The sequence below is a fragment of the Streptomyces sp. WZ-12 genome (assembly GCF_028898845.1).
In the GTDB taxonomy this organism is placed as follows: domain Bacteria; phylum Actinomycetota; class Actinomycetes; order Streptomycetales; family Streptomycetaceae; genus Streptomyces.
This window is the reverse complement of the sequence record NZ_CP118574.1, coordinates 4,917,165-4,940,922: the sequence shown is the minus strand read 5'-3', so window position 1 is coordinate 4,940,922 and position 23,758 is coordinate 4,917,165. Positions and strand designations below refer to the sequence as shown.

15 protein-coding genes, 1 tRNA gene and 1 riboswitch are annotated in these 23,758 nt (G+C 74.7%); of the genes, 8 read left to right on the top strand and 8 right to left on the bottom strand.

Features of this window, described 5'->3' with window-relative positions; translation table 11 throughout:
* Window positions 1-46 precede the first annotated feature (46 nt).
* The gene (locus PV796_RS21350) at window positions 47-1,444 is read right to left on the bottom strand and encodes an NAD(P)/FAD-dependent oxidoreductase (RefSeq protein WP_274914919.1); all 1,398 of its coding nucleotides are present in this window, start codon (window positions 1,442-1,444) and stop codon (window positions 47-49) included.
* Between the two features lie 440 nt (window positions 1,445-1,884).
* Between PV796_RS21350 and PV796_RS21345 the strand changes: the two genes are divergently transcribed.
* Together PV796_RS21345 and PV796_RS21340 are read left to right on the top strand one after the other, a co-directional pair.
* A complete protein-coding gene (locus PV796_RS21345; protein WP_274914918.1) occupies window positions 1,885-2,691 on the top strand; it encodes a TetR/AcrR family transcriptional regulator in 807 nt (268 codons plus the stop codon).
* A gap of 351 nt (window positions 2,692-3,042) precedes the next feature.
* Window positions 3,043-5,037: a sigma-70 family RNA polymerase sigma factor gene (locus PV796_RS21340; RefSeq protein ID WP_274919163.1), complete on the top strand. Its 1,995-nt coding sequence runs from the start codon at window positions 3,043-3,045 to the stop codon at window positions 5,035-5,037.
* Window positions 5,038-5,281: 244 nt separating this feature from the next.
* Here PV796_RS21340 and PV796_RS21335 read toward each other — a convergent pair whose 3' ends face one another.
* Window positions 5,282-7,357 carry an asparagine synthase-related protein gene (locus PV796_RS21335; RefSeq protein WP_274914917.1) on the bottom strand — a complete coding sequence of 692 codons (2,076 nt, stop codon included), beginning with the start codon at window positions 7,355-7,357 and terminating at the stop codon, window positions 5,282-5,284.
* A 705-nt stretch (window positions 7,358-8,062) separates the two neighbouring features.
* Here PV796_RS21335 and PV796_RS21330 point away from each other — a divergent pair.
* The 5 genes from PV796_RS21330 (at window position 8,063) to PV796_RS21310 (ending at window position 13,906) form a co-directional block, all read left to right on the top strand.
* Entirely contained in the window at window positions 8,063-9,511 is a 1,449-nt protein-coding gene (locus PV796_RS21330; protein WP_274914916.1) for an MFS transporter, read from the top strand.
* 215 nt (window positions 9,512-9,726) lie between these two features.
* The gene (gene lhgO, locus PV796_RS21325; protein WP_274914915.1) at window positions 9,727-10,980 is read left to right on the top strand and encodes an L-2-hydroxyglutarate oxidase; all 1,254 of its coding nucleotides are present in this window, start codon (window positions 9,727-9,729) and stop codon (window positions 10,978-10,980) included.
* Between the two features lie 240 nt (window positions 10,981-11,220).
* On the top strand, window positions 11,221-12,060 hold the full coding sequence (gene trmB, locus PV796_RS21320; RefSeq protein ID WP_446750614.1) for a tRNA (guanosine(46)-N7)-methyltransferase TrmB: 840 nt from the start codon (window positions 11,221-11,223) through the stop codon (window positions 12,058-12,060).
* Window positions 12,061-12,158: 98 nt separating this feature from the next.
* Window positions 12,159-13,487 carry a PrsW family intramembrane metalloprotease gene (locus PV796_RS21315; RefSeq protein ID WP_274914914.1) on the top strand — a complete coding sequence of 443 codons (1,329 nt, stop codon included), beginning with the start codon at window positions 12,159-12,161 and terminating at the stop codon, window positions 13,485-13,487.
* A gap of 116 nt (window positions 13,488-13,603) precedes the next feature.
* The gene (locus PV796_RS21310) at window positions 13,604-13,906 is read left to right on the top strand and encodes a hypothetical protein (RefSeq protein ID WP_026247493.1); all 303 of its coding nucleotides are present in this window, start codon (window positions 13,604-13,606) and stop codon (window positions 13,904-13,906) included.
* Window positions 13,907-14,008: 102 nt separating this feature from the next.
* On the opposite strand, the gene PV796_RS21305 is transcribed toward PV796_RS21310, so the two are convergent.
* Both PV796_RS21305 and PV796_RS21300 read right to left on the bottom strand, forming a co-directional pair.
* Window positions 14,009-14,974 carry an aldo/keto reductase gene (locus tag PV796_RS21305; protein ID WP_274914912.1) on the bottom strand — a complete coding sequence of 322 codons (966 nt, stop codon included), beginning with the start codon at window positions 14,972-14,974 and terminating at the stop codon, window positions 14,009-14,011.
* Window positions 14,975-15,120: 146 nt separating this feature from the next.
* Complete coding sequence (locus PV796_RS21300; protein ID WP_274914911.1) at window positions 15,121-16,392, bottom strand: M23 family metallopeptidase; 1,272 nt, start codon at window positions 16,390-16,392, stop codon at window positions 15,121-15,123.
* Window positions 16,393-16,664: 272 nt separating this feature from the next.
* Window positions 16,665-16,811: riboswitch (cyclic di-AMP (ydaO/yuaA leader) on the bottom strand.
* A 421-nt stretch (window positions 16,812-17,232) separates the two neighbouring features.
* On the opposite strand from PV796_RS21300, the gene PV796_RS21295 reads away from it, so the two are divergent.
* Window positions 17,233-18,339: a DUF2332 domain-containing protein gene (locus PV796_RS21295; protein WP_274914910.1), complete on the top strand. Its 1,107-nt coding sequence runs from the start codon at window positions 17,233-17,235 to the stop codon at window positions 18,337-18,339.
* Between the two features lie 98 nt (window positions 18,340-18,437).
* Here the strand turns inward: PV796_RS21295 and PV796_RS21290 are convergent, their stop codons facing one another.
* The 4 genes from PV796_RS21290 to PV796_RS21275 form a co-directional block, all read right to left on the bottom strand.
* Window positions 18,438-19,577, bottom strand: coding sequence for a PP2C family protein-serine/threonine phosphatase (locus PV796_RS21290; RefSeq protein ID WP_274914909.1), 1,140 nt, complete (start codon window positions 19,575-19,577; stop codon window positions 18,438-18,440).
* 389 nt (window positions 19,578-19,966) lie between these two features.
* Window positions 19,967-20,887, bottom strand: coding sequence for a LysR family transcriptional regulator (locus PV796_RS21285; protein ID WP_274914907.1), 921 nt, complete (start codon window positions 20,885-20,887; stop codon window positions 19,967-19,969).
* Between the two features lie 104 nt (window positions 20,888-20,991).
* Window positions 20,992-22,587, bottom strand: coding sequence for an MFS transporter (locus tag PV796_RS21280; protein WP_274914905.1), 1,596 nt, complete (start codon window positions 22,585-22,587; stop codon window positions 20,992-20,994).
* 925 nt (window positions 22,588-23,512) lie between these two features.
* Window positions 23,513-23,585, bottom strand: a tRNA-Lys gene (locus PV796_RS21275).
* Window positions 23,586-23,758 lie beyond the last annotated feature (173 nt).

The window sequence follows — 23,758 nt, the reverse complement described above, 5'->3', positions numbered from 1 at the left end:
CGGCATCGGTCGGGCGGGCGGTCAACGTCCCTGGTGGGGCGGTCGGTCAACTGGCTTCGTTGTGCCGGCCGGTGCCCGCGGCGAGTTCGAATTCGGCGCGCGGGTTCTCCAGCGAGCCGAGGGAGACGATCTCCCGCTTGAACAGTCCGGCCAGGGTCCATTCGGCGAGGATGCGGGCCTTGCGGTTGAAGGTGGGCACCCGGCTGAGGTGGTAGGCGCGGTGCATGAACCACGCGGGATAGCCCTTGAGTTTGCGTCCGTAGACGTGCGCGACGCCCTTGTGCAGGCCGAGCGAGGCCACCGAACCGACGTATTTGTGGCGGTAGTTGTGGAGCTCGCCGCCGCGCAGGGCGGCGGTGAGGTTCGCGGCGAGCGTCTTGGCCTGGCGGACGGCGTGCTGGGCGTTGGGGGCGCAGAGGGTGCGCGGGGCGTCCGAGGTGGCGGGCAGGGGCGCGGTCAGGTCCGGTACGGCCGCCGCGTCCCCGGCCGACCAGGCGTGCTCCGCGCCGTCCACCTGAAGCGCGGCGGTGCACTTGAGGCGGCCGTGGCCGGCCAGTGGCAGACCGCTGGCGGCGACGATGGGGTGGGGCTTGACGCCGGCGGTCCACACCAGCGTCCGGGCGGGGAAGCGGGAGCCGTCGCTGAGCCGGATCAGGCGCCGTTCGCAGGAGTCCAGGCGGGTCGTGAGCCGGACGTCGATGTTGCGGGCGCGCAGCTCGCGGACGGCGTAGCGGCCCAACTCGGGTCCGACCTCGGGCAGGATCCGGTCGGTGGCCTCGACCAGGATCCACTTCATGTCCTCGGACTGGATGTTGTGGTAGTAGCGGACGGCGTAGCGGGCCATGTCCTCCAGTTCGGCCAGCGCCTCCACGCCCGCGTAGCCGCCGCCGACGAAGACGAAGGTCAGCGCCGCGTCGCGGACCTCGGGGTCGCGGGTGGAGGAGGCGATGTCGAGCTGTTCGAGGACGTGGTTGCGCAGTCCGATGGCCTCCTCGACGGTCTTGAAGCCGATGCCGACGTCGGCGAGGCCGGGGACGGGGAGGGCGCGCGAGATCGATCCGGGCGCGAGGATCAGCTCGTCGTAGGCGAGGGTGTGGGCGGCGTCGCCGGTCTCCCGCGCGGCCAGGGTGGTGAGGGTCGCCTTCCGTTCGTCGTGGTCGATGGCGGTGACCTCGCCGATGACGACGGTGCAGTGCGGCAGCACGCGGCGCAGCGGGACGACGACGTGGCGCGGGGAGATGGAGCCGGCGGCGGCCTCCGGCAGGAATGGCTGGTACGTCATGTACGGGTCGGGGTCGACGATGACGATCTCGACCGTGCCCTGCCGCAGTTCCTGCTTGAGCGTGCGCTGCAGCCGCAGGGCGGTGTACATCCCCACGTAGCCACCGCCGACCACGAGAATGCGCGCCACGGCGTCCGAATGCTCCGAAGACACAGTCTTCACAGAGGTTCTCCTCGCGGTGTCGACCAGGCCGGGGCGCCACCGAGCGGGCGGCCGGGCCGGCGGCGCGGCCACCCGCTACGGGCGCTGTGCCCCCGGAGCGCACAGCACTGTTCCATGACGCACTGCCGCAACGGCTTTGTCCACAGGTCGGTCGAAAAGTATGGCCGGTACCCGGCGGTGGTGCGGAGCGGGACATTCCACATCACCGTTGCGAAGTACGCTGGTCAGCCGGAGATGGGCGCGAGGCGGGAGGAAGGGGGCGCCGAGCGAATCCGGCCCATTAGGCCGATCGGGGGGCGTAGTAGGCGGAGGACCCTCTTCAATCTTGACGCGGGCTCAACTATGTTCGTATCTCGTTGGGGTGCACCCTTTCGTCGGGTCACCCCGGCCGTCAGGGCGGGGAGTCTCCGGGGGGAGACGTCATTACCGGGGGATCACATATGCACATTCAGGGCTCTCAATGGCCGACGGCGGTCACCGTGACCGCCGCTTCCGACGGTGCCAACGGCGCCGGGGGCAAGGGAACGGGCGCCGCGACCGGCGCCAACGGTCGGAGCGCACCGCTGCGGGTCGACGCCCAGCGCAATTTGGAGCACGTGCTGCGCGCGGCGCGCGAGGTCTTCGGCGAGCTGGGGTACGGCGCGCCGATGGAGGACGTGGCGCGGCGGGCCCGGGTCGGGGTCGGGACGGTCTACCGCCGCTTCCCGAGCAAGGACGTCCTGGTCCGGCGGATAGCCGAGGAGGAGACCTCCCGGCTGACCGAGCAGGCGCGGGCCGCGCTGGGTCAGGAGGACGACCCGTGGTCGGCGCTGGCGCGGTTCCTGCGGACGTCGGTGGCCTCGGGGGCGGGGCGGCTGCTGCCGCCGGGCATCCTGCGGGTCGGCCCGGGCGAGGAGCGGGTGCCCGACGGCCTGGGCGAGGTCCGGGTGCCGGAGGGCGGGACCGAGGCGCGGGTGCCGTTGCAGCGGGCCGCGCCGGGCGAGGCGGACGCGGCGCGTCCCGGCACCGGCACCGGCACCGGCACCGAGGAGATGCCGGGCGGGCAGGCGTTGTTGGAGGTCGTCGGACGGCTGGTGGAGCGGGCCAGGGCGGCCGGTGCGCTGCGGGTCGACGTCACGGTCTCCGATGTACTGCTGGTGATCGCCACGGGCGCGCCGGCGCTGCCGGATCCGGGACAGCAACAGGCCGCCGCCGCACGGCTGTTGGAGATCCTGCTGGAAGGGCTGCGGTCACGTCCCACCACCTGATGCGGGGCGGCCGGCCCGGCGGCGCGGTGCATACGGCACGGAGGCGCGCGGGCGGGCGGTGCTTGGCGTTGGGGTGGGTCAGCGGGGGCGGTCGTCGCGTCGCCGGGCGTAACGGGCGTGCCAGGGCTGCCCGTAGGGGCGGGCCGTGGGCCCGGGGTTTCCGGGGCGGGTGTTCCGGATGCGGTGGCCGGGGCTGGTGTGGTGCGGCCGGGGCGGGCGGACCGCTGCCGGTGAACGTCAGTACGGGCGCCCCGGAGGGGTGGTTGCCCACCCGGGCCCTGAAGCTCGGGCCCCGGGTGTGGCACGCTTGCGCGGTGTTGCGGTGTGACGGTGGGTTCGGGGGCCTGGGCGATGGGCGTTGACGGGCGGGACGAGCGGCGCGGCGAGGGCGCGGGCGCAGTGTCGGGTCAGGTGCCGGGCCAGTCCGGGCCGTTGGGGGCGACGCCCCCGGCGGCCGGTCCGGAGGGCGCCGGGCCCAGCGTGCCGGCGCAGCGCAGGCACTCCCGGCGACGGGCACGGCCGGCGGAGGCCGAACCGACCGCTGAGGGCGTCGAGGCCGGACTGCCGCCGTCCGACGCCCAGTTGGTGGCCGCCATGCGGGCCGGCGACGACAGCGCCTACGAGGAGCTCTACCGCCGGCACGCCGAGGCGGTGCGCCGGTACGCGCGTAGCTGCTGCCGGGATGCCCACACCGCGGAGGACCTGACCGGCGAGGTGTTCGCGCGCACCCTCCAGGCGGTGCGCGGCGGGGCGGGGCCGGATTCGGCGGTGCGCGCCTATCTGTTGACGACCGTCCGGCGGGTCGCCGCGGTCTGGGCGAAGACCGCCCGGCGGGAGCACCTGGTCGAGGACTTCGCGGTGTTCGCGGTGACCGCGGCCGGCTCGTCCCTGGACGACGACACCCTGGACCTCGGCGCGGACGTCCGGGCGATGCACGAGGCCGAGCAGACGATGGCGGTGCGGGCGTTCCAGAGCCTGCCGGAGCGCTACCAAACGGTGTTGTGGCACACCACCATCGAGGACGAGTCGCCGAGCGAGGTCGCGCCGCTGCTCGGGCTGACCGCCAACGCCACCGCCGTCCTCGCGCACCGGGCCCGGGAGGGGCTCAAGCAGGCGTATCTGCAGGCCCATGTGAGCCAGTCGCTGACCTCGGGCGGCGACTGCGCGCGCTACGCCGACCGGCTCGGCGCGTACGCCCGGGGCGGGCTGCGGATGCGGGCCGAGCGGGGGCTGCGCAAGCACCTGGACGAGTGCGCCCGGTGCCGCGGCGCGGCCCTGGAGGTCGCGGATCTCAACCAGCGGATCGGTGCGGTGCTGCCGGTCGCGGTCATCGGTTGGTTCGCGGCCGGGTACGCGATCAAGGGTGCCGCGGCGGTGGCCGGCGTCGCCGGGGCCGGGGCCGCGGCGAGCGCCGGGGTGGCCGCGGCCGCCTCGGGCTCCGGGTCCGGGACGGCCGCCGGCGCCGGCGGGACCGCCGCGGGGTCCGGTGCGTCCGCTGGCTCCGGCGGGGCGGCCGTGGGCGAGGGGTTGGCCGCGCCGGTGAAGGTCGCCGTCGGGGCCGGGTTGGTGGTCGTGGCGGGCGCGGCGCTGGCGTTCGCGCTGTCCGGGTCGTCGCAGCCGGGCCCGAAGCCGCGGGCGCAGCCGCCGGCACCCTCGGTGCCGGCCGTGGAGCCGACTCCCCCGCCGTCCCACCCGCCGCGGCCCCCGGTGAGCGCCCCGGCCCCGAAGCCCAGCCCGACGCCCGCGCCGCCCAGGCCCACGCCGGCGCCGCCGAAGCCCGCCCCCACGCCGACCCCGACCCCGAAGCCGACACCGACTCCGACGCCGACACCACCGAAGCCCACGCCGACACCGACTCCGACTCCGACGCCCACCCCGACCCCGACCCCGACGTCCACGCCCACACCGCCGTCGACGTCGTATCAGGTCAACGCGTTGCCGTACGACTTCGCGGGCGACGGCACCAAGCCGGAGATCCGCGCCTTCGACAGCAGTTGGCTGTGGAAGCGGAACCACCCGAGCATCGGCGGCACGGCCTATCCCCACGGGGTGAGCGTGCACGCGTCGTCCTCCGTGGTCATCGACCTCAACCGGCAGTGCACCGCGTACGACGCGGTGGCCGGCGTCGACGACCTCAGCCTGGGGCTGGGCGCGCTGCGCTTCTCGGTGTACGCGGACGGGGTCCGGCTGTGGCGGTCGGCCGTGGTGCACGGCGGGCAGCCGGCGGTGCCGGTGCACGTCCCGTTGGCCGGGCGCAAGACGCTGCGCCTGGTGGTCGAGCCGGAGAGCGCGGGCGATCTGGTGGCGCTGGGGGACTGGGCGCGGTCGCAGATCAACTGCCGGTGAGGGAACGGGCGGTGGCGGGCGAGCCGGCCACCGCCCAGTAGCGGGGCGCGGTAATGGCAGTCACGTCGGAATGTGCGCCGGTGTGCGCCCCGGCCCTGGGCGCGCGGGGAAGACCGTGCGCCGGGTTGGTGCGCCGTTCTGCCGGGAGCACCGGGGCGGGGCCGTGCTCCGGTCGTCCGCCCTGCGGGAATACGGGCGGCGGGGCCGTTCCCAACGGGCCGCCCGCGCCGGGCGGTCGGGCAGCTCAGGCGAGCCGGGCGCGGGGCACCACGCCACCGGCGAGGGCCCGTTGGCGCGGCGCCTCCGCGCCCGTCCAGCACGAGCCGCGGCGGGCCAGCAGCCGGCGCAGCCACAGCTCGGTGGAGACCAGGTCGGCCAGCCCGTCCAGGGGCAGCGGGGCGCCCTCGGCGGCCGCCCGGAGCGCCTTGCGGACCACCCGCGCCTCGATCAGTCCGGCGTCGGCGAGCAGGGGCGCGTCGAAGAGCCGGAGCAACTGGCCGGCGGCGGCGCGCAGTCCGGCGCGGACCGCGGCGGAGTGCGGGTGGTACGCGGCGGCACCCCAACCGGACGGCAGGTCCCGGACGCCGGCGCCGGTCAGGACGGAGCGCAGGACGGCCGCGCGGGCGCCGGGCTGCACCCGGAGGGTGTCCGGCAGGGCGCGGCAGGCCAGCACCACCTGGTTGTCCAGGAAGGGGGCGTGCAGCCGCTGGCTGCGGACCTCGGCGGCCTGCTCGAAGATGCGGTGGTCGGCGGCCTGGCGGGCCAGCGCGGCCCGGGCCCGCCGCTCGCCGGGGCGGCCGGCGGCGGGCGAGCGGCGGGCCGCGTCCCCGAGGCGCGCCGCCACCTCGGCCAGCGCCTCCCCCGTGAGCCAGCGGGCCGCGGGCCCGGGGCGGCACCAGGTGAGCGCGGCCAGCGAGGCGTCCACCGCACCGCCGGCCACCGGCTCGTCGGCGAACTCCCGCTCCCGTAGGCGGCGGGCGGCCTCGGCGATCCCCGTGGCGTAGGGGGTGCGGGCGAGCCTCCGGGCGGCCCGGTAGACGGTGAACGGGACCAGGACGGAGTGCGCGGACGGGCCGTCCGCCCTGGCCAACGCGGTGACCGGGCGCAGCAGATGGCGCCGGCGGCGGTCCATGAGGAGGTCGGCGAGGCGGGCCGGGTGGGCGTCGAGGACCTGACGGGCGCCGTTCCCGACGAAGTGGTCGGCGCCGCCGGACACCAGCCGGCTGCGGTGCCGGCCGGCGACGACCAGCGCGGGGCCGGGCTCGTCCGTGAGCGGGAGGGCGTCGAGGCCGGTGTACGGGAGCGCCTCCTCGCCGGCCGCGACGACGACGTGGTGCAGCCGGGGGTTCTCGGCGATCCCGCGGGCGCGCTCCAGTTCTGCCTCGTGGTCGTCCTGACCGCCCCGGGTGGCGCGGTCGTTGAAGGTCACCGCCAACAGGCGCTCGCCGTGGCCGTTGATCCTCCCTGGCTGGCCGGGGAGTCCGGCGGCCAGGAGGGCGAGCGTTCCGGAGGCGCTGCCCCCGGAGAGGTCGGCGCCGATGCCGGGGGCCGGGCCGCCGCGCGCCGCGCGCCGCTCCGCGGGGCCCATGCCGGGCACCGGGCCGGGGTCGAGCCGGTCCAGGCCGTCCGGGTCGGGGGCGAAGCGGGGGGCCGCCAGGCGGGCGCGGACGGCCTCCACCAGGGCCTCGCGGACGCCGTCCACGGCCTGTTCCGGGGCGAGTTGGGGGGTGGCGACGGCGAGGGAGGCGGGCGGCTCGTAGGAGGCGCGCTCGCTGGTGCCGGTGCGCAGCACCAGGGCGTGGCCGGGTGGGACGCGGTGCACGCCGTCGTACGGGGTGCCGGTGCCGAGGGCCTCGGGGGCGTCCGGGCAGGCCAGCAGCGCGGCCAGGTGGCCGACGTCGAGGCTGGCCTCGACGAGGTCGGCGAGGGGCAGGGCGGCGGTGGCGTACGCGGTGCCGCCGGCCCAACGGGTGTGGAAGACGGGGCGGGCGCCGGCCAGGTCCCCGGTGACGGTGATCCGGCGTCCCACCTGGGCGACGGCGGTGTAACTGCCCGGCCAGGCGGTGAGGTGGCGCAGCGCGCCCCCGCGGGCGGCGAACAGGCCGACCTTCAACTGGTCGTCGGTGGCGCCGCAGACCCCGAAGACGGCGAGCCGGGTCTCCGGGTCGGCCTGCACGACGCGCACCTCATGGGGCCGCCAATCGCCCACCGCCCAGAGGGGATCGGGGTCGCCCCACAGGAGTTGGGCGCCCACCGGCAGCAGCGAGCGGCACCCCTTGTCGGTGGTCGCGGCACTGCTCCACCCCACCAGCCAGCGCATCGCCGCCTCCACCCGATTCCCCGTCCGCCCGGGTGGCCGGCGGCCGCCCCGCACAGCGGATTCCCCAGTCTGCCGTGCGGTCCATGCTGCCATGGCGCTGGCCTGCGGGCGGCTGCGGAGACGGCCCGTATGCGGGCGGTCCTTCGGTGCGCGGCGCCGGCGTTGAGCGGGTGTGGTGGTCGGGTGCCGGGCGGGCGCGGTGCGGGGCAACGGCCCCGGGTGGCCCCCCGTGTGGCCCCCGGAGCGGTCGACGGCGCGAAAGCACCACCCGTCGATTTTCGGCCAAAGTCCGTGCCGTTCCGCCGAGTTGGGTCCCGGCCGGCGTCCCGGACTCGACCGCCGTGCGGCGCGGCGGCCGGGTGGGCGCCCGGTCCCCGCGACGGTCCGGGAAGCGGGCTGCGCCTCCCGGACCGGACCGCCACCCGCGGGGAATGAGGTGGCGGTGTCCCCCAGCCCACTGGATCCAGTACAGCGGGCCGACCCACGCAGAACTCATCGAAGCGCGGGGGGCGTTGAGGGGCCAGCGCGCACGGACGGGCGCATGGGCACACGTACCCGGAGCACATGCCAATTCCCGCACCCCCGTTTGAACACGAATCTCGCCATCCAAGACACCGACCCTTAACGGTCGGGATCCGGCGAACTACTCTGGGTGGACGCATGCCCCGGGGTACGGGGCGGCTGTCGCTGTGTCGAGGGGTGCGCATGTCCAGGGATACACGCGGGCCGAACGAGAAGCTCGGCACCGTTCTCGCCCTCGCGGGGATCAGCAATGCCGGACTGGCGCGCCGGGTCAACGACCTGGGTGCCCAACGCGGTCTGACGCTTCGCTACGACAAGACGTCGGTGGCCCGGTGGGTCTCCAAGGGCATGGTGCCCCAGGGCGCCGCGCCCCATCTGATTGCGTCCGCGATCGGCAGCAAGCTGGGGCGACCGGTGCCGTTGCACGAGATCGGCCTGGCCGATGCCGATCCGGCGCCCGAAGTCGGGCTGGCCTTCCCCCGTGACGTGGGCGCGGCGGTGCGCTCAGCGACCGAGTTGTACCGTCTCGATCTCGCCGGCCGGCGGGGCAACGGCGGCGGCATCTGGCAGAGCCTGGCCGGATCCTTCGCGGTCAGCGCGTATGCGACCCCCACCTCCCGTTGGCTGATATCGCCGACCGACAGTTCGGTGGCGCGGGAGACGGCCGAGGCGCGGGAGAAGGACGCCGCGGCCGCCGGTGACGCCGGGACCCCGCAGCACGTCGGCCACAGCGACGTCACCAAGCTGCGCGAGGCGGCCGAGGACGCCCGGCGCTGGGACTCCAAGTACGGTGGCGGGGACTGGCGTTCGTCCATGGTGCCGGAGTGCCTCCGGGTGGACGCGGCGCCGCTGCTGCTCGCCTCGTACAGCGACGAGGTGGGCCGCGCGCTCTTCGGGGCGACGTCCGAACTCACCCGCCTGGCAGGCTGGATGGCCTTCGACACCGGCCAACAGGAGGCCGCCCAGCGGTACTACATCCAGGCGCTGCGGCTGGCCCGCGCCGCCGCGGACGTCCCCCTGGGCGGGTACGTGCTCGCGTCGATGTCCCTCCAGGCGACCTACCGGGGCTTCGCCGACGAGGGCGTCGACCTGGCCCAGGCCGCCCTGGAGCGCAACCGCGGGCTGGCCACCGCGCGCACCATGAGCTTCTTCCGCCTGGTGGAGGCGCGGGCGCAGGCCAAGGCCGGCGAGGCGCGCGCCTGCGAGGTGGCGCTGAAGGCGTCCGAGGGCTGGCTGGAGCGCTCCCGCAGCGGCGACCCGGACCCGTCCTGGTTGGACTTCTACTCCTACGAGCGGTTCGCCGCCGACGCCGCCGAGTGCTACCGGGACCTGCGGCTGCCCCGTCAGGTGCGGCGCTTCACCGAGCAGGCGCTCTCCCGGCCGACGGAGGAGTTCGTCCGCTCGCACGGGCTGCGCCTCGTCGTGTCGGCCGTCGCCGAACTGGAGTCCGGCAATCTGGACGCGGCGTGCGCCGCCGGCACCCGGGCCGTCGAGGTCGCCGGCCGCATCTCGTCCGCCCGCACCACGGAGTACGTCCGGGACCTGCTGCACCGCCTGGAGCCGTACGGGGACGAGCCCCGGGTGGTCGAACTCCGGGAGCGGGCGCGGCCGTTGCTGGCGGCGCCGGCGTAGCCGGCGGGCGCGGAGGGCGGCCGCGGGTGGCGGTCGGGGAACGGAGATCGGGCGCCCTGCGCGGGGCGGGTGCGCGGCCGCGGGTCGTCTTCGCAGGTCAGGCTGGATCGCTGCGGATTGTCGGTGCCGCCCGTCATGATGGACTACGGCGTCGGCGATGACGCGCGGGCCCGCGGCGACGGGCGGGCCGGCGGTCATGCGGTTGGGGAGGTGCAGTGGCGGCGTACGACTGCGATGTGCTGGTGATCGGTGCCGGGATCGTGGGGCTTTCCACGGCCCGTGCCCTCACGCGCGCCGCGCCGGGCATACGCGTCGTGGTGCTGGAGAAGGAGCCCGGTGTGGCCCGCCACCAGACCGGGCGCAACAGCGGGGTGATCCACAGCGGCATCTACTACCCACCCGGTTCGCTCAAGGCCCGCTTCGCCCTCCAAGGGGCGGCGGAAATGGTCAAGTTCTGCACGGAGCATGACATTCCGCACGAGGTCACCGGCAAGCTGATCGTCGCCACCGACCGCGGCGAGCTGCCCCGGCTGCACGGCCTCATCCAGCGCGGCCGGGAGCACGGGCTGCCGGTCCGGGAGCTGGGCCCGGCCCAGATCGCCGCGTACGAGCCGGAGGTGCGCGGCCTGGCCGCGATCCACGTCGGCACGACCGGCGTCTGCGACTTCGGCGCGGTCGCCCGGGAGTTGGGCCGGCTCGCCCAGGAGGACGGCGCGCGGGTCGTCCTCGGCGAGGAGGTCACCGCCATCGGGCGCCGCCCCGGCCGGGTCGCGGTCCGCACCGCCGGCGGCACGGTCTACCGCGCCCGCGCCCTGGTCAACTGCGCCGGGCTGCACTGCGACCGGATCGCCCGGCTGGCCGGCGACGCCCCGGGCATGCGGATCGTGCCGTTCCGCGGTGAGTACTTCACCCTCGCCCCGGAGCGCGCGGCCCTGGTCCGCGGCCTGGTCTACCCGGTGCCCGACCCGGCGTTCCCGTTCCTGGGGGTGCACCTCACCCGCGGCATCGACGGCGCCGTCCACATCGGGCCGAACGCCGTCCCCGCGCTGGCCCGCGAGGGGTACGACTGGCGCACGCTGCGCCCCGCGGAGCTCGCCGGGACGCTGGCCTTCCGCGGCTCCTGGCGGATAGCCCGCCGCCACTGGCGCTACGGCGCGGGCGAGCTGCACCGCTCGCTGTCCCGCCGGGCCTTCGCGGACGCGGTCCGCCGGCTGCTGCCCGACGCCCGGGAGGAGGACCTGCTCCCCTGCCCCGCCGGCGTCCGGGCCCAGGCCGTCCTCCCCGACGGCACCCTCGTCGACGACTTCCTCTTCGCCGAGTCCCCCGGCATGGTCCACGTCCTCAACGCCCCGTCGCCGGCCGCCACGGCCTGCCTCCCGATCGGCCGCGAGGTGGCCCGGCGGGTCGCCCGGCTGTTGGGCATACCGGCGGGCGAGGTGCAAGACGGCCGCTCCCCGGCGGGGAGCTGAGGCGCGCCCCCGTTACCTCGCCCACACCGCACCGCTCCCCAGGAGGCCGACGCCGCCCGCCCCGCCCGCACCGCGCCGCCCGTAGGCCACCGTGCCCCACCTGCGCCTCTACGGGCGGGCCGGGGCGCGGGCCCGCCGGGGCCGGGGGCGTCGGCCGGCGTTCTCCCCGATCACCGCGCCCGGCGGTGCCACCCTCGACGGTCCCTTCCGCCCCGGCGCCCTCCGTAGAATCGACGCACTGTGTCCGAGAACCCCGCCACCCCCAAGACCCTCGCCGCCGATGCCGACGCCACGGGCGCGGACGCCGCGGTGACCACCGTCGCGACCGCCGCCCCGGCCGCCGTGCCCCGGCGCGGCAAGCCGATGTTCCCCGACGGCACGGGGCCGGCGGCCGACCCCGCCGGCTCGCACCACGAGCGGCGGATCCGGTCCTTCCAACCCCGCCGCAGCCGCGTCACCGCCTCGCAGGGCGAGGCGCTGCGCCGGCTCTGGCCGAAGTGGGGCGTGGACGTCGACGGGCTCTCCCGCCTCGACCTCGACGCGTTCTTCGACGGGCTGCCGGTCGTCCTGGAGATCGGTTTCGGGATGGGCGAGGCCACCGCGCAGATGGCCGCCGCCGCCCCGGAGACCGGCATCCTCGGCTGCGATGTGCACACCCCTGGCCAGGGCCATCTGCTCGGTCTCGCGGAGCGGAACGGTCTGTCCAACATCCGGGTGGCCAACGGCGACGCGATCATCCTGCTGCGCGAGATGCTCCCCCCGGCGTCCCTGGCCGGCCTGCGCGTCTACTTCCCGGACCCCTGGCCCAAGAAGCGCCACCACAAACGCCGCCTGATCCAGCCGGAGTTCGTGGCGCTGGCCGCCACCCGGCTCGCGCCCGGCGCCCTGGTGCACTGCGCGACCGACTGGGAGCCGTACGCCGAGCAGATGCTGGAGGTCCTCTCCGCGGAGCCGGCGCTGGAGAACCGCTACCAGGACTACGCGCCGCGACCGGACTTCCGGCCGCTGACGAAGTTCGAGGGCCAGGGCCTGGACAAGGGCCACACCGTCCACGACCTGCTGTTCCGTCGCCGGGCCTGAGGGCCGCGGTCCCCTGGGGCCGTGCCCCGGCACCCCCGTGTCCTCGCTGGCGGCAAACTCGCCTGCCCGCGCCGCTCCACCCTCGTTAGGGTCGATGGGTGTACCCGTCACCGCCGCCGCTCCCCGAGCGCTCAGCCGGCCCGCCGCCGTACACACCCGCCGAGGCCCACCCCGGGCCCCGGCGCCGGTTCGCGCCCTGGCGCAGCCGGACCGTCCGGGCCATCGCACTGGCCGCGCTGCTCGCGCTCTCCGGCGTGCTCATCCTCGGCATCGTCCGGCGCCAGACCGGCACCGAGGGCTTCCTGGTCGGCCTCGGGCTGGCCGTCTTCCCCGTCCCGCTACTGATAGCGGCGTTCTGCTGGCTGGACCGCATCGAGCCCGAGCCCTGGCGGAACCTCGCGTTCGCCTTCGCCTGGGGGGCATGCGCCGCCACCCTCGTCGCCGTACTGGCCAACGGCTTCGCCACCGACTGGCTGGCCAGCAACCTCGCCACCGCGTCCCCGACCGAGGCCGAGGCATGGGGTTCGACGGTGGTCGCCCCGATCGTCGAGGAAGTGGTGAAGGCCGCCGCCATCGCCCTCCTCTACCGCTTCCGCCGCCGCGACTTCGACGGGATCACGGCCGGCATCGTGATCGCCGGCATCACCGCCACCGGCTTCGCGTTCACCGAGAACGTCCTCTATCTGGGCAGCGCCTTCGGCGAGGACCAGTCCATGGGCCACACCGGACTGACCTCCCTCACGGCCGGCACCTTCTTCGTGCGGATCGTGGTCTCCCCGTTCGCCCACCCGTTGTTCACGATCCTCACCGGCCTGGCGTTCGGCATCGCCGCGACCCGCTACCCCCGCCGCCGCGGTGCCCGGACCGGGCTCGTGCTCCTCGGCCTGACCACCGCGATCCTGCTGCACGGCGTGTGGAACGCCGCCTCCTCCCTCGGTGACGCCGGCTTCCTCACCGTCTACGGCGTCTTCATGGTCCCGGTCCTGCTGGCCCTGACGTGGCTGGCGCTCTGGGCCCGCCGCCAGGAGCTGCTCTCGGTCCGCGAGTACCTCGCCCCGTACACCGCCGCCGGCTGGCTGGCCGCGCCCGAGCCCACCGCCCTCGCCTCGCTGAAGACCCGCGCACTGGCCCGCGACATAGCCCGCCGCACCCACGGCCCGGCCGCCGCCCGCGCCGTCACCGCCTACGGCGCGCTGGCCACCGCGCTCTCCTTCCACCGACGCCGCGCCCATCTGACCGGCCCGACCGCCGACTTCGCCGCCCGGGAGCGGGAACTCCTGGACGGCCTGTGGCACTACCGGTCGTGGGCGGGCCCGGCGCTGCTCCAGGCATGGGCGGGCCGGACGGCGACGCCGGAAGCGGTGCCGGACCGGCCCGGGGGCGCGCCCGGTTCCGACGCGGCAACGGGCCGGCGCCCCGCCCCGTAAGGGACCGCGGTCGCGCGAGCGGCGCCGGCCGCCCGCCCCGCTCGACCGTGCCGCCCCGCGGTGCGGGGGCCGCGCGTAGGCTCGTGGGAGTTGTCCGCGAAAGGGAGGATTCTGCGATGGCTGGGATACCGACGAGCGTGGTGGCGGCCACCGGGCTGGTGGGCGGTTACGGCGTGGCCCGGTGGACCAAGAAGCGGCCCCTGGGCGGGGTGGCGCTCGCGGCGGCCGGCGCGGTGGCGGCCCGCGGCTGGCAGCAGAAGGCCGGCACGAAGGCGGCCGCCGCGCTGAGCGGCGCCTATGTGGCGGCGTTCGCGGGGTCCCACCCGCTGGCCAAGAAGATCGGGGCGTGGCCCTCGGTGTTCGCGGTGGCCGGCGGCGTCGCGCTGGCCTCATGGGCGGTGGCGGACCGGCGCGGCTGACGCCGGCGGCTCCACTGCGGGGCCGATCGCCAGGAGCAGACCGCAGAGGGGCCGGCCATACGGGCCGGCCCCTCTGCTGCGTCGCTCAGGCGGCTGCCGTTCTCAGGCCGACGCCTCCGTGAGGAGGGCGACCTCGGCGTCGGTGAGGGTGAGCTCGGTGACGGCCAGGAGGGCCGGGAGCTGGGCGGCGTTGCGGGCGCTGGCGATGGGGGCCACGACGGTGGGCTGGGCGGCGAGCCAGGCGAGCGCGACGGTGGTCGGCTCGGTGCCGTGGGCCGCGGCGACGGTGTCGAGCGCGGTGAGGACGCGGCGGCCGCGGTCGGTCTCCAGATGCGCGGCGGCCGTCCCGGCGCGGGCGCTGTCCACGTTGACGCCCGGGCGGTACTTGCCCGTCAGGAAGCCGGAGGCGAGCGCGAAATACGGGACGGCGGCCAGGCCGTTGCGGGCGGCCACGTCGGCGAGCTCGCCCTCGTAGGTGTCGCGGGAGACCAGGTTGTAGTGCGGCTGGAGGGCCGCGTAACGGGCCACGCCCTCGCGGTCGGAGAAGTCCAGCGACTCCTGGAGGCGCTGCGCGGAGATGTTGGACGCGGCGATCTCGCGGACCTTGCCGGCCTTGACGAGGTCGTCCAGGGCGGTGAGGAACTCGCTCACCTCGACGGACTCGTCGTCGAAGTGGGTGTAGTAGAGGTCGATGTGGTCCGTGCGGAGACGGGTCAGGGACCGGTCGACGCCGGCCTTGATGGTGGCCGCGGACAGGCCCTTGTAGTCGGGGTGGGCACCGACCTTGGTGGCGATCACGACCTGGTCGCGGTTGCCGCGGGCCGCGAGCCAGTTGCCGATGACGGTCTCGGACTCACCGCCCTTGTTGCCCGGCGCCCAGGCCGAGTACATGTCGGCGGTGTCGATGAAGTTGCCACCGCCGGCCACGTAGGCGTCGAGTACGGCGAAGGACTCGGCCTCGTCGGCGGTCCAGCCGAAGACGTTGCCCCCGAGGCAGAGCCGGGAGACGGACAGCGAACCGAGCGGCTTGCGGTCGGGAACGGAGCTGTGGGCGTGTGTCGCGGTCATGCCCTGCTACAACGCGGGAGCGCGGGGAATTGTTCCTCGCGCTGCGGGAGTTGTTCCCCGCTCCGGGCGGGGAGTTGAGGCCGGTGCCGGGCCCGGGAGGGCGCGCGGGTGGCCGCCCACGGGGTGCGGGCGGCCGGGTCGGGGCGTCAGACGGTGACCCCGCGGTCGCGCAGCCACGGCACCGGGTCGATCGGGGCTCCGCCGTGCGGACGGACCTCCAGGTGGAGGTGCGGAGTGGTGGCGTTGCCGGTGGCGCCGACGCGGCCGATCACCTCTCCCGTATGGACCCTGCCCGACGTCTTGACCATGGAGGACAGGTGGCAGAACCAGAGCTCCGTGCCGTCGTCGAGCGTGACGACGATCCGGTAGCCGTACGCTCCGGCCCAGCCCGCCTGGGTGATGGTCCCGTCGTGAACCGCCTTGACCAGCGTGCCCGTTGGGGCCGCGAGGTCCTGCCCGGTGTGGTCCGCGGCCCAGCGGTCGCCGGCCTGTCCGAAGCCGGTGGCCAGGGTGTGCGAGGAAACCGGGGCGACGAAGTCCTGGGCGGGGCGGGCGGGTTGGTCGGCTTCCGGAGAGGCGGGGGAGGCGGGCCGCGCGGCCGGGGCCGCCGGTTCCTGAGAGGTCTGGGTGGCCTGCGTTGTCTCCGTGGCCTGGGTGACCTGGGTGGTCTTCGCGTCCGGCTCCGGCGCCTGTGTGGCGGCCGGCGTCTCCTCCGTCCCCGTCTCCGGCGCCTCCTCTGTCTCGGACGCCTCCTCCGCCCCGGGCTTCTGCGGCGCGCTCTCCTGGGTCGCGGCCGCTCCCTTGGCCTCCGGCCCCACGGGGCCGCCCTGTTGGGCGTCGGCTCGGACGTCGGCTTGAGCATCGGCCGGGCGGACGCCGCCCTGCTGGAGGATGCGGTTGCGCAGCGCCTCGGCCGCGCCCGCACCCTGGGCGGCTTCCGCCGGGGCGCCGCCGGCCCGCGAGCCGTGCGCGGGGGGAGCGAAGGCGTCCGTGGCGGTGCTCGCGGCGGCCACCGGGGCGTTCGGGACGTCCACGGCGGCGTCATCGGCCGTCCCACCGGGATCGGGCATCGAGATCGGGGCCGGCGGCCGGCCCTCGGCCGCGGCCACCCCGCTCGCACCGACCGCCGCGATCACGCCGACCCCCAGGGCCGTACCGCCGCGCGCCAGACCGCCGCTGCGCTGCCTGGCCACCCGGTGCTTGCCGCGCAGCGCACGGAGGCCCTCTTCGTCGGCGCCGGCCTCGTCGAGATCCGCCTCATCGACGCCCCTCTCGTCACCCGTGCCCCACGCGCCCGCGACACCGCCCCCTTGGAGACCGTGCACCGCCCCACCATCGGCCAACCCGCCCTGGCCGACGCCCTCATGGGCCGGCCACTCCGGGGTCGGCCCATGGTGGGGCGCCCCCTGCTGGAGCATCGCCTCGTCAGCGGAAGAAGCGACGGAAGCGACGGAAGCAACGGAAGCAGCAGAAACGGTGGAGGCAGGGGAAGCGGGCGAAGCAGCGGCATCAACGAAGTCGCCACCCCCACCCGAAACATCCACACCAACACCACCGGAGGCAACGGGCCCGGCGGGGCCGCCGAGGCCGAGACCGAAGCCGATCGTGCCGCTGAAGTCGGCGGGGCCGCCAAGGCCATAGCCGGATGGAGCGTGAGGGGCGGGCCTGTTGGACGCCACGGGGGCGCTCTCCTTTCCTTCCTTCTCGCCTACCGGGTTAGCTGACGGGTTCGGAGCAGGAAGGTCTCCTACGAACGCCTCCTGGCGGGAAGCGCCCGATTCACCCCAAGAGGGTGGTTCCCCGGTTCCCTCCGCTCAATTCCCAGCAATTCCAGGCGGATCCGACGGGCATCCACCAAACCGGTCGATCCGGGCGGCGCGACGCGGGTCGGGGACACGGTCGAGCAGGGCGGCGGCCGGCTCGTGCGGGACGGGTCGGGGTCGTTCTGGGCGTGCGGAAAAAGCGCGTGCGGGATTCGGCGTCGGCGCACGGTGCCGCCACTTGCGACGGCTGGGACGACCGCGCTCCGTTATCGGACAGTAATAGAGACGACGAGGGAAATCCAAGCGTTCCCATGAATCCACAAGGGTTCCGCCCGGCCTTCACAGCGGCCCCGGCTGGAACATTTCCCTTCAAGCCATCCCAAACCAGGGCGAGTTGACGTCACCGCGTCAAACGATCTCGCGACGATTGTGCGCGACTTGTTATGCAGAGGGATGCCTCGCGATCACGGAGGGTGAGGGCGATAACGTCGCCCCATGGTCGTCAACGTTGCGAACACCGGAAACGTCGTCAACACCCCGCAGGAAGTGGCGGATCGGTACCGGGAGTTCTCCTGGCAGCAGGCGCGCGGGCGGTCCGAGGCGCACGAGGAGTTGGCCACCCGGATCGGCCAGGACGACGAGTTCTGCGAACTGCTGGCGGGGTCACTGCCGGCCGGCAACAAGCAGCAGCCGAACCTCCTGCTCGCCGCGGTGCGCTATCTGGACGGCCCGCACGCGGAGTTGGGGCCGCGCGGCGCGGCCGCGTACGGGCGCTGGCGCGAGTGGACGATCCGGCACTGGGACGAGGTCCGCTCGGTGATCATGCAGCGCGCCACCCAGACCAACGAACCGGCCCGCTGCGCCGCGCTGCTGCCGCTGCTGGCCCGTCTGGCGCAGCCCCTGGCCCTCCTGGAGGTCGGAGCGTCGGCCGGGTTGTGCCTGCACCCGGACCGGTACCGCTACCGCTACGTCCAAGAGGGGCGCGACGTTGCGTGCGGCGCCCCGGATTCCCCGGTCACGTTCACCTGCCGCACCAGCGGGCCGGCCCCCTTCGACGACGGCGACGCGACGACGCTGCCCGGCGGGCTCCTCCCCGACATCGTCTGGCGCGCCGGCATCGACCTGAACCCGCTGGACCCGGCCGGGAACCCGGACGACCTCCGCTGGCTGCGGGCGCTCGTCTGGCCCGGCGACGAGGCCCGCGGCGCGCGCCTCACGGCCGCCGTCGAGGCGGTGCGGCCCGCACCGCGCCCCGTGCTGGTCCGCGGCGACCTGGTCGATGAGTTGCCGGCGCTGGCCGCCCAGGCACCGGCAGCGGCGACGCTGGTGGTCTTCCACGGCTCGGTGCTGAACTACCTTCCTCCCGCCCGGCGCGAGGAGTTCGCGCACCGCGTGCGGACGCTGCTCGCCGAACGGGACGGCGGCGGGCACTGGATCTCCCAGGAGCACCACAGCGTGCTGCCGTGGATCACCGCACCGGAACACCGCTCCCTGCGGCCCGAGGACGGCATGCTGCTGACCCTCGCGGTGGACGAGCGCCCGGTCGCGCTCACGGACCCGCACGGCCGGAGCGTGCACTGGCTCCGATCCGCGCACCCGTAGGCGGTGCCGGACATTCCCAACGGCCCTACGGGGGCCGGGCCCGCGGCGGACGCGGGAAGCCGGGGCGCCACCGCGGCCAAGGGGGCGCGGCCCGCGCCCTACGTCCCCAAGGGGCGCTGGACCGCCAGCAGCGCCATGTCGTCCGCGGGCGCCTCGCCCGTGTACCGGGCGACGTCCTCGATCACCACGTCCAACAGGTCGTCGGGGCCGTCGAAGCGGCTGCCGCGCAACCGGGTGCACGGGTCGTAGAACGCGCCGGCCCGGTTGCGGGCCTCGGTCACCCCGTCGGTGAACAGGAACAGCATCCCGCCGGCCGGGAAGAAGACCTCGTCGGAGCGGTCCGGAAAACCCGCCACGTCGGTCAGGCCCAGCGGCAACGCGGCGGTGGCCGGCGGCAGTTCCCGTAGGCCGCCGTCCGGGGTGAGCAGCAGAGGGGACGGGTGGCCGCGGTTGAGGATGCGCAGGACGGACTGGTCTCCGGCGGGGACCTCCGCCAGTACGGCCGTGGTGAAGCCCTCGTACTCGTCGAGGCCCGCGCGGCGCCCGCCCTCCCGTTTGAGCGCCCGCTCCAGCCGGTGCGCCACCGCCTCCAGGGTGGCCTCCTGATCCGCCGCCTCCCGGAAGGCGCCGACCACGACCACCGCGGCCTCCACCGCCTCCAGTCCCTTGCCCCGCACATCGCCGACGATCATCCGCACGCCGTGCGGGGTGTCCTGGATGGCGTGGAGGTCGCCGCCAATACGAGCGCCGGCCCGGGCACCGACGTAACGGGCGGCGACCGCGAGAGACGCCAATCGATCGGGCGGGGCCGGCAGTACGGCCCGTTGGGCGGCCTCCGAGACATCCCGCACGGAGGCCAGCCGGGCGTCGCTGATCCGCACCACCCGGTTGATGCCGAGCGCCAGCAGGGCGACGACCACCACCGTGATCGCCTCGGTCACCGACTCGTAGTAGTCCTCGACGCCGTGGTACGTGGCGACCAGGAGCTCGCTGATGATGGCGGCCAACGCCGTGACGCCGGTGGCCCGTAGGGAGAAGAGGGGAGCCGCGACCAACGGGGCGGCGGCGAGGAACGGGGCCGCGGTGTACTGGGGCGGCGTGACGAGGTCGAAGAGCACCCCGATGACGACCAGGGCGGTGGGCAGCCAACGGGCCAACCGGCGGCCGAGCGGGGACATGTGGTCGCGGCGGGAGCGCCGTTCCCCGCTGCCCGTGCGGTTCCTGCCGCGTCGACGCATCCGCACCGGCCTCTTCCCACTCCGCCCGCCCGGTGGCGCGCTCGTTCCGCCCCCACCCGTCGTGCCGCCCTGGTCCGTTGCGCCGCCCGCGGCCCCCACGCCGTCCCCGGCCGTCCCGCCGATTCCCGCGCCCCGGGCCACCTGCGCCGCCCACTTCGCCTGCCGTGCGCTGTGCCCTCCCCCGCCGGCCTGCTGCCTGCTGCCTGCTGCCTGCTGCCTGCTGCCTGCTGCCTGCTGCCTGCTGCCTCAAGGCTTGCCGCCGCTCCACCGGGTGGCGAGTCCTCCTGAGCCAAATGGGGTAGGCACAGGCTGGGGCCACCCCGCCCCCTAAGGGGCCACCCCCTCACCCCCTTACGGCAACCACCCGTCGCCCCGCCCCCGCTCCCCCATTACGCCTCCGGGCTTTCCCCTCCGGGCTCCGGCACGATCCCGGTGCCTGCCCCGCCGCCCTCGCACTGGTTGACCGTGGCCCGCGCATGGGCGATGAAGCGCCGGGTCAGCGGATGCCCGTCGTGCCGCGGGAAGACGATGTGCAGCGGCATCAGGGGCGCGTCGGGGATCGCCACGAAGGCGATGAACGGGTGCACCCGTTGGCGGCCGATGGACTCCGGCACGACGCCGACGCCTCGGTTACCGGCCACCGCCTCCAGCCACTCGTCGAAGTTCCCGCACCGGACGGCGATTTCCGGCCGCTCCTCCGGCGGCCAGTCCGACGCGTCCGTCATCCCGCCGGCCTCGTTCAGCACCAGCGGCATACGGGCCAACTCCCGCCAGCCGACCTCGTCCCGGGCCGCGAGCGGGGAACGCACCGACACCGCGGCGATCCGCCGCTCGTGCAGCAGCGTCACCGCCGTCAGGCCCGGCGCGGTGACGTTCCCCCGCAGGATCGCGATGTCGACCTCGCCGTTGTCCACCCCGGCCAACGCCGCGTCCCGCCGGTAGACCCGCGCCCCGACACCGGTCTCCGCCTCGAACCGCTCGATGGCGGCCTGCGGCCAGGTGGCCGGAAACCCCCAGGCGAATCCGATCCGGAAGAGCGGCGCGTCCGGGGCCGGCAGGAGCGCCGTCTCCAAACGGGGCAGCAGTTCGCGGAGGTCCCCGTAGAGTCGCTCGCCGGCGGCGGTCAGGGTGACCTGTCGGGTGGTGCGCTCCAGGAGGCGGTAGCCGAGCAGTTCCTCAAGGCGGCGGATGGTGCGGCTGACCGTGGGCTGCGAGAGGCCGAGGCGGTCCGCGGCCCGGGTGAAGTGCCGCTCCTCGGCAAGGGCCGCGTAGCAACGGAGGTGGTGCAGCTCGATGCCCGGTATCGCCATGATCGGCATCCTAGGCTCCCGTACAGCGGCCCGAACGGGCTCGACGGCCCGGTCGGCCTCGATGGGCCACCGGACCACCGCCCCCGGACCACCACTCCCCTCACTCACCTCGCTCCCCTGTCTCCCACCTCCTTCAACTCACCCTTCATGCCCGCCTCTTCCGCCCCACCCGACGTCCCGCGGCGCCCCCGCATCCCGACCCAGATCACCAGGAACGCAACGACGGCCACCCCGCACAGCAGCCACATCGCCGCCTGGTTACCCCGGAGGAACAGCTCCCTGGAGAGCGCCTCGGCGCCGCGCCCGTCCAGCCCGGTGTGCGCGCGCAGCAGCCCGTTCCCCACCCCCGGGTCGGCCACCGCCCGCGACACCCACTCCCCGCCCGGCAGCCGGCGCGCGGCCAGCGCCCCGTCCAACGCGTCCCGCGCCGACCGGCGGTAGACCGCCATCCCGACCGCCAGCCCGATCGCCCCGCCCAGGTTGTGGAAGGTCCACGACGAACCCACCGCGGTCCCCGCCAGCCGCTCCGGTACGGCGGACAGCGCGGCCACGGTGGCCGGGCCGAGGACGAGGGCCCAGCCGATCCCCATCAGCGCGAACGCCGCCATCACGAGGACGACCCCGCTCTCCGTGCTGAACTGCGCCTGGAGCGCTGCCGACAGGGCGAACGCCACGAACCCGCCGCACAGCAGCAGCCGCGGCGGGAAGCGGTCCACCAGCCGCCCCACGACGGGCGACAGCACCGCCATCACCGCCGTGCACGGCAGCAACATCAGTCCGCTCGCGGTGCCCCCGTCGTGCCGTACGGAAACCAGGTACAGCGGCATCAGGAAGAACGCCAGGCAGTAGAAGAACGCCAGGGAGAAATCGGCGGTGAGCGCGCCCAAGAAAGTGCGGTTCCCGAACAGTTGGAAATCGATGAGGGGCGCCGCCACTTTGCGTTCCACCCCGCAGAAGGCGAGCACACCGACGATTCCCACGGCCAACAGCCCGAGAATGCGGACCGATGTCCAGCCCCAGGCATCGCCCAATGTCAGGCCGAGAACCACTGCGGGCAGCGCGAGGCTGATGAGCGCCAGCCCAGGCCAATCCAGCTTTCCTGTTCCGGCGACGCGCTTCCCTGACACCCGCACGGAGAAGAAGCACACGGCCAACCCGACGGCCGTCAGCGGCACGTTCATCCAGAAAACCCAGCGCCAGCTCAACTGCCCGACGATGAATCCGCCCAGCATCGGCCCGATCGCCAACCCGAGCCCGTTGACGCCGTAGAGCGCCCCGATGGCCCGGCCGCGCTGCTCCGGCGGAAAGGTGTCGGAGACCAGCGCGCCCGTACTGGTGTAGAGCACGGCGCAGGCGGCCCCTTGGACGAAGCGGCAGACGATCAGCATCCGGACGTCCCCCGCGCACCCGGCCGCCAGAGAGGCGAGGCCGAACACCGCGGTCCCGGAGTAGAGCACCCGCCGCCGGCCGTGACTGTCGGCCAACCGCCCCATCGTCACCATGAACATCGACAGCGCGACGATGAACATGTTGACGATCAGTTGGAGTTCGGTGACCGTGGCCCCCATATCCCCCTGGATGGCGGGAGCCGCGGTATTGACGATGGTGAGGTCGATACAGCCGAGAAAACTGATGACGCTCAGCCCGGCGAATGCCCACCATCGACGCCCGGCACGTTCCCTCCTCTCAACGGACCGCACGGATTCACCAACGGATACCCCGGGCGTCCTAGACGCCCCGCTCCCGCCTTCTCTGCGATCCGCCGCCTTCACGCACTCCGTCACAATTCCCCCTCCGGGCCGGCGAACGACGCCCTGCCGCTCCCCCGACATCCCCCGACGACGCTAAATACGGCGCCCCGCCCGGACAAATAGCCTTTCCGTCCGACCTATACGCACCGCGAATGAATCGACGCACGTCCGCCCCGATCGCCCCCCAGCGCGAGCCATAGTGGTCCGGCGTCGGCGCCGCCGTCCCCAAGGGGCAGCTCCCCAAGGCGAGGCGGTGCGCGCCTCCAACGGGCGGGGGCGGACGCGCTCGGCCGCCTCGGTCTCGGTCAACATGGCCGAAACCGAGCCGCTCGCGCCCGAGCGCCCGGCGGCAACCGGCTGGACGAGCCGTTCCGGCATCGCCCCCGGCACCGCGCCCGGCACCGCCTCATGCAGAGCTTCCGCCCCCGCCACTCCGCGATGTGACGCCGCGACGGACGTGGGGCGGGTGGGGCGCGATGACACCCGCGTGACTACCGACCGCCGGCGACGCCCTCACGGCGACCTCGGCACCGCCCGGCGAGCCCGCCCGCGGTTCGCTCCCGCCCCGCTCCTCAACGCCCCGACACCGCCCGCCGTTTGGGCCCTCGACCGGCTGTCCGACCGCCTGGAGCCCAGCGCCCCGCGGCATCCGGGGCCGGGAGACCGACGCGATCGGCGCCTCCACACCGCTCCCGAGGACCGCCGCACACCCGCCCCCACCCGACGGCCCGGGCCCGCACCCCGCCCCGGACCGACCAACGGAGCAACGCAGCCGTCGCAACGCGGCCGCGGCAATGCGAAACGCCCCGACCGGAGTCTTCCGATCGGGGCGCCGAACCGCAGGTCATGGTCCCTGTCCTGCGATGGATTTCGGTGGGCCATCAGGGGCTCGAACCCTGAACCAATGGATTAAAAGTCCACTGCTCTGCCAATTGAGCTAATGGCCCGCACCGAGCAGCATAGCCGGAGGTCCTGCCACAGCCCGAAGGCATGGCGGATCTGGCCAATCCACGGCGTGCCACGACGGCGCTCAGCCGGCCGCGCTCGCCCCGGATACGGACCTCCACCGCGCCCGCACGCGGCGCGCCGGGGCCACCGCGCGCCGGGTGCGACAGGCGCC

Excerpts from the sequence above, each read along its gene's own strand:
- PV796_RS21345 (WP_274914918.1), top strand. The coding sequence starts at position 1,885 with ATGCACATTCAGGGCTCTCAATGGCCGACGGCGGTCACCGTGACCGCC.
- PV796_RS21340 (WP_274919163.1), top strand. The coding sequence starts at position 3,043 with ATGGGCGTTGACGGGCGGGACGAGCGGCGCGGCGAGGGCGCGGGCGCA.
- PV796_RS21335 (WP_274914917.1), bottom strand. The coding sequence starts at position 7,357 with ATGCGCTGGCTGGTGGGGTGGAGCAGTGCCGCGACCACCGACAAGGGG.
- PV796_RS21330 (WP_274914916.1), top strand. The coding sequence starts at position 8,063 with ATGTCCAGGGATACACGCGGGCCGAACGAGAAGCTCGGCACCGTTCTC.
- PV796_RS21310 (WP_026247493.1), top strand. The coding sequence starts at position 13,604 with ATGGCTGGGATACCGACGAGCGTGGTGGCGGCCACCGGGCTGGTGGGC.
- PV796_RS21305 (WP_274914912.1), bottom strand. The coding sequence starts at position 14,974 with ATGACCGCGACACACGCCCACAGCTCCGTTCCCGACCGCAAGCCGCTC.
- PV796_RS21300 (WP_274914911.1), bottom strand. The coding sequence starts at position 16,392 with ATGCTCCAGCAGGGGGCGCCCCACCATGGGCCGACCCCGGAGTGGCCG.
- PV796_RS21295 (WP_274914910.1), top strand. The coding sequence starts at position 17,233 with ATGGTCGTCAACGTTGCGAACACCGGAAACGTCGTCAACACCCCGCAG.
- PV796_RS21290 (WP_274914909.1), bottom strand. The coding sequence starts at position 19,577 with ATGCGTCGACGCGGCAGGAACCGCACGGGCAGCGGGGAACGGCGCTCC.
- PV796_RS21285 (WP_274914907.1), bottom strand. The coding sequence starts at position 20,887 with ATGGCGATACCGGGCATCGAGCTGCACCACCTCCGTTGCTACGCGGCC.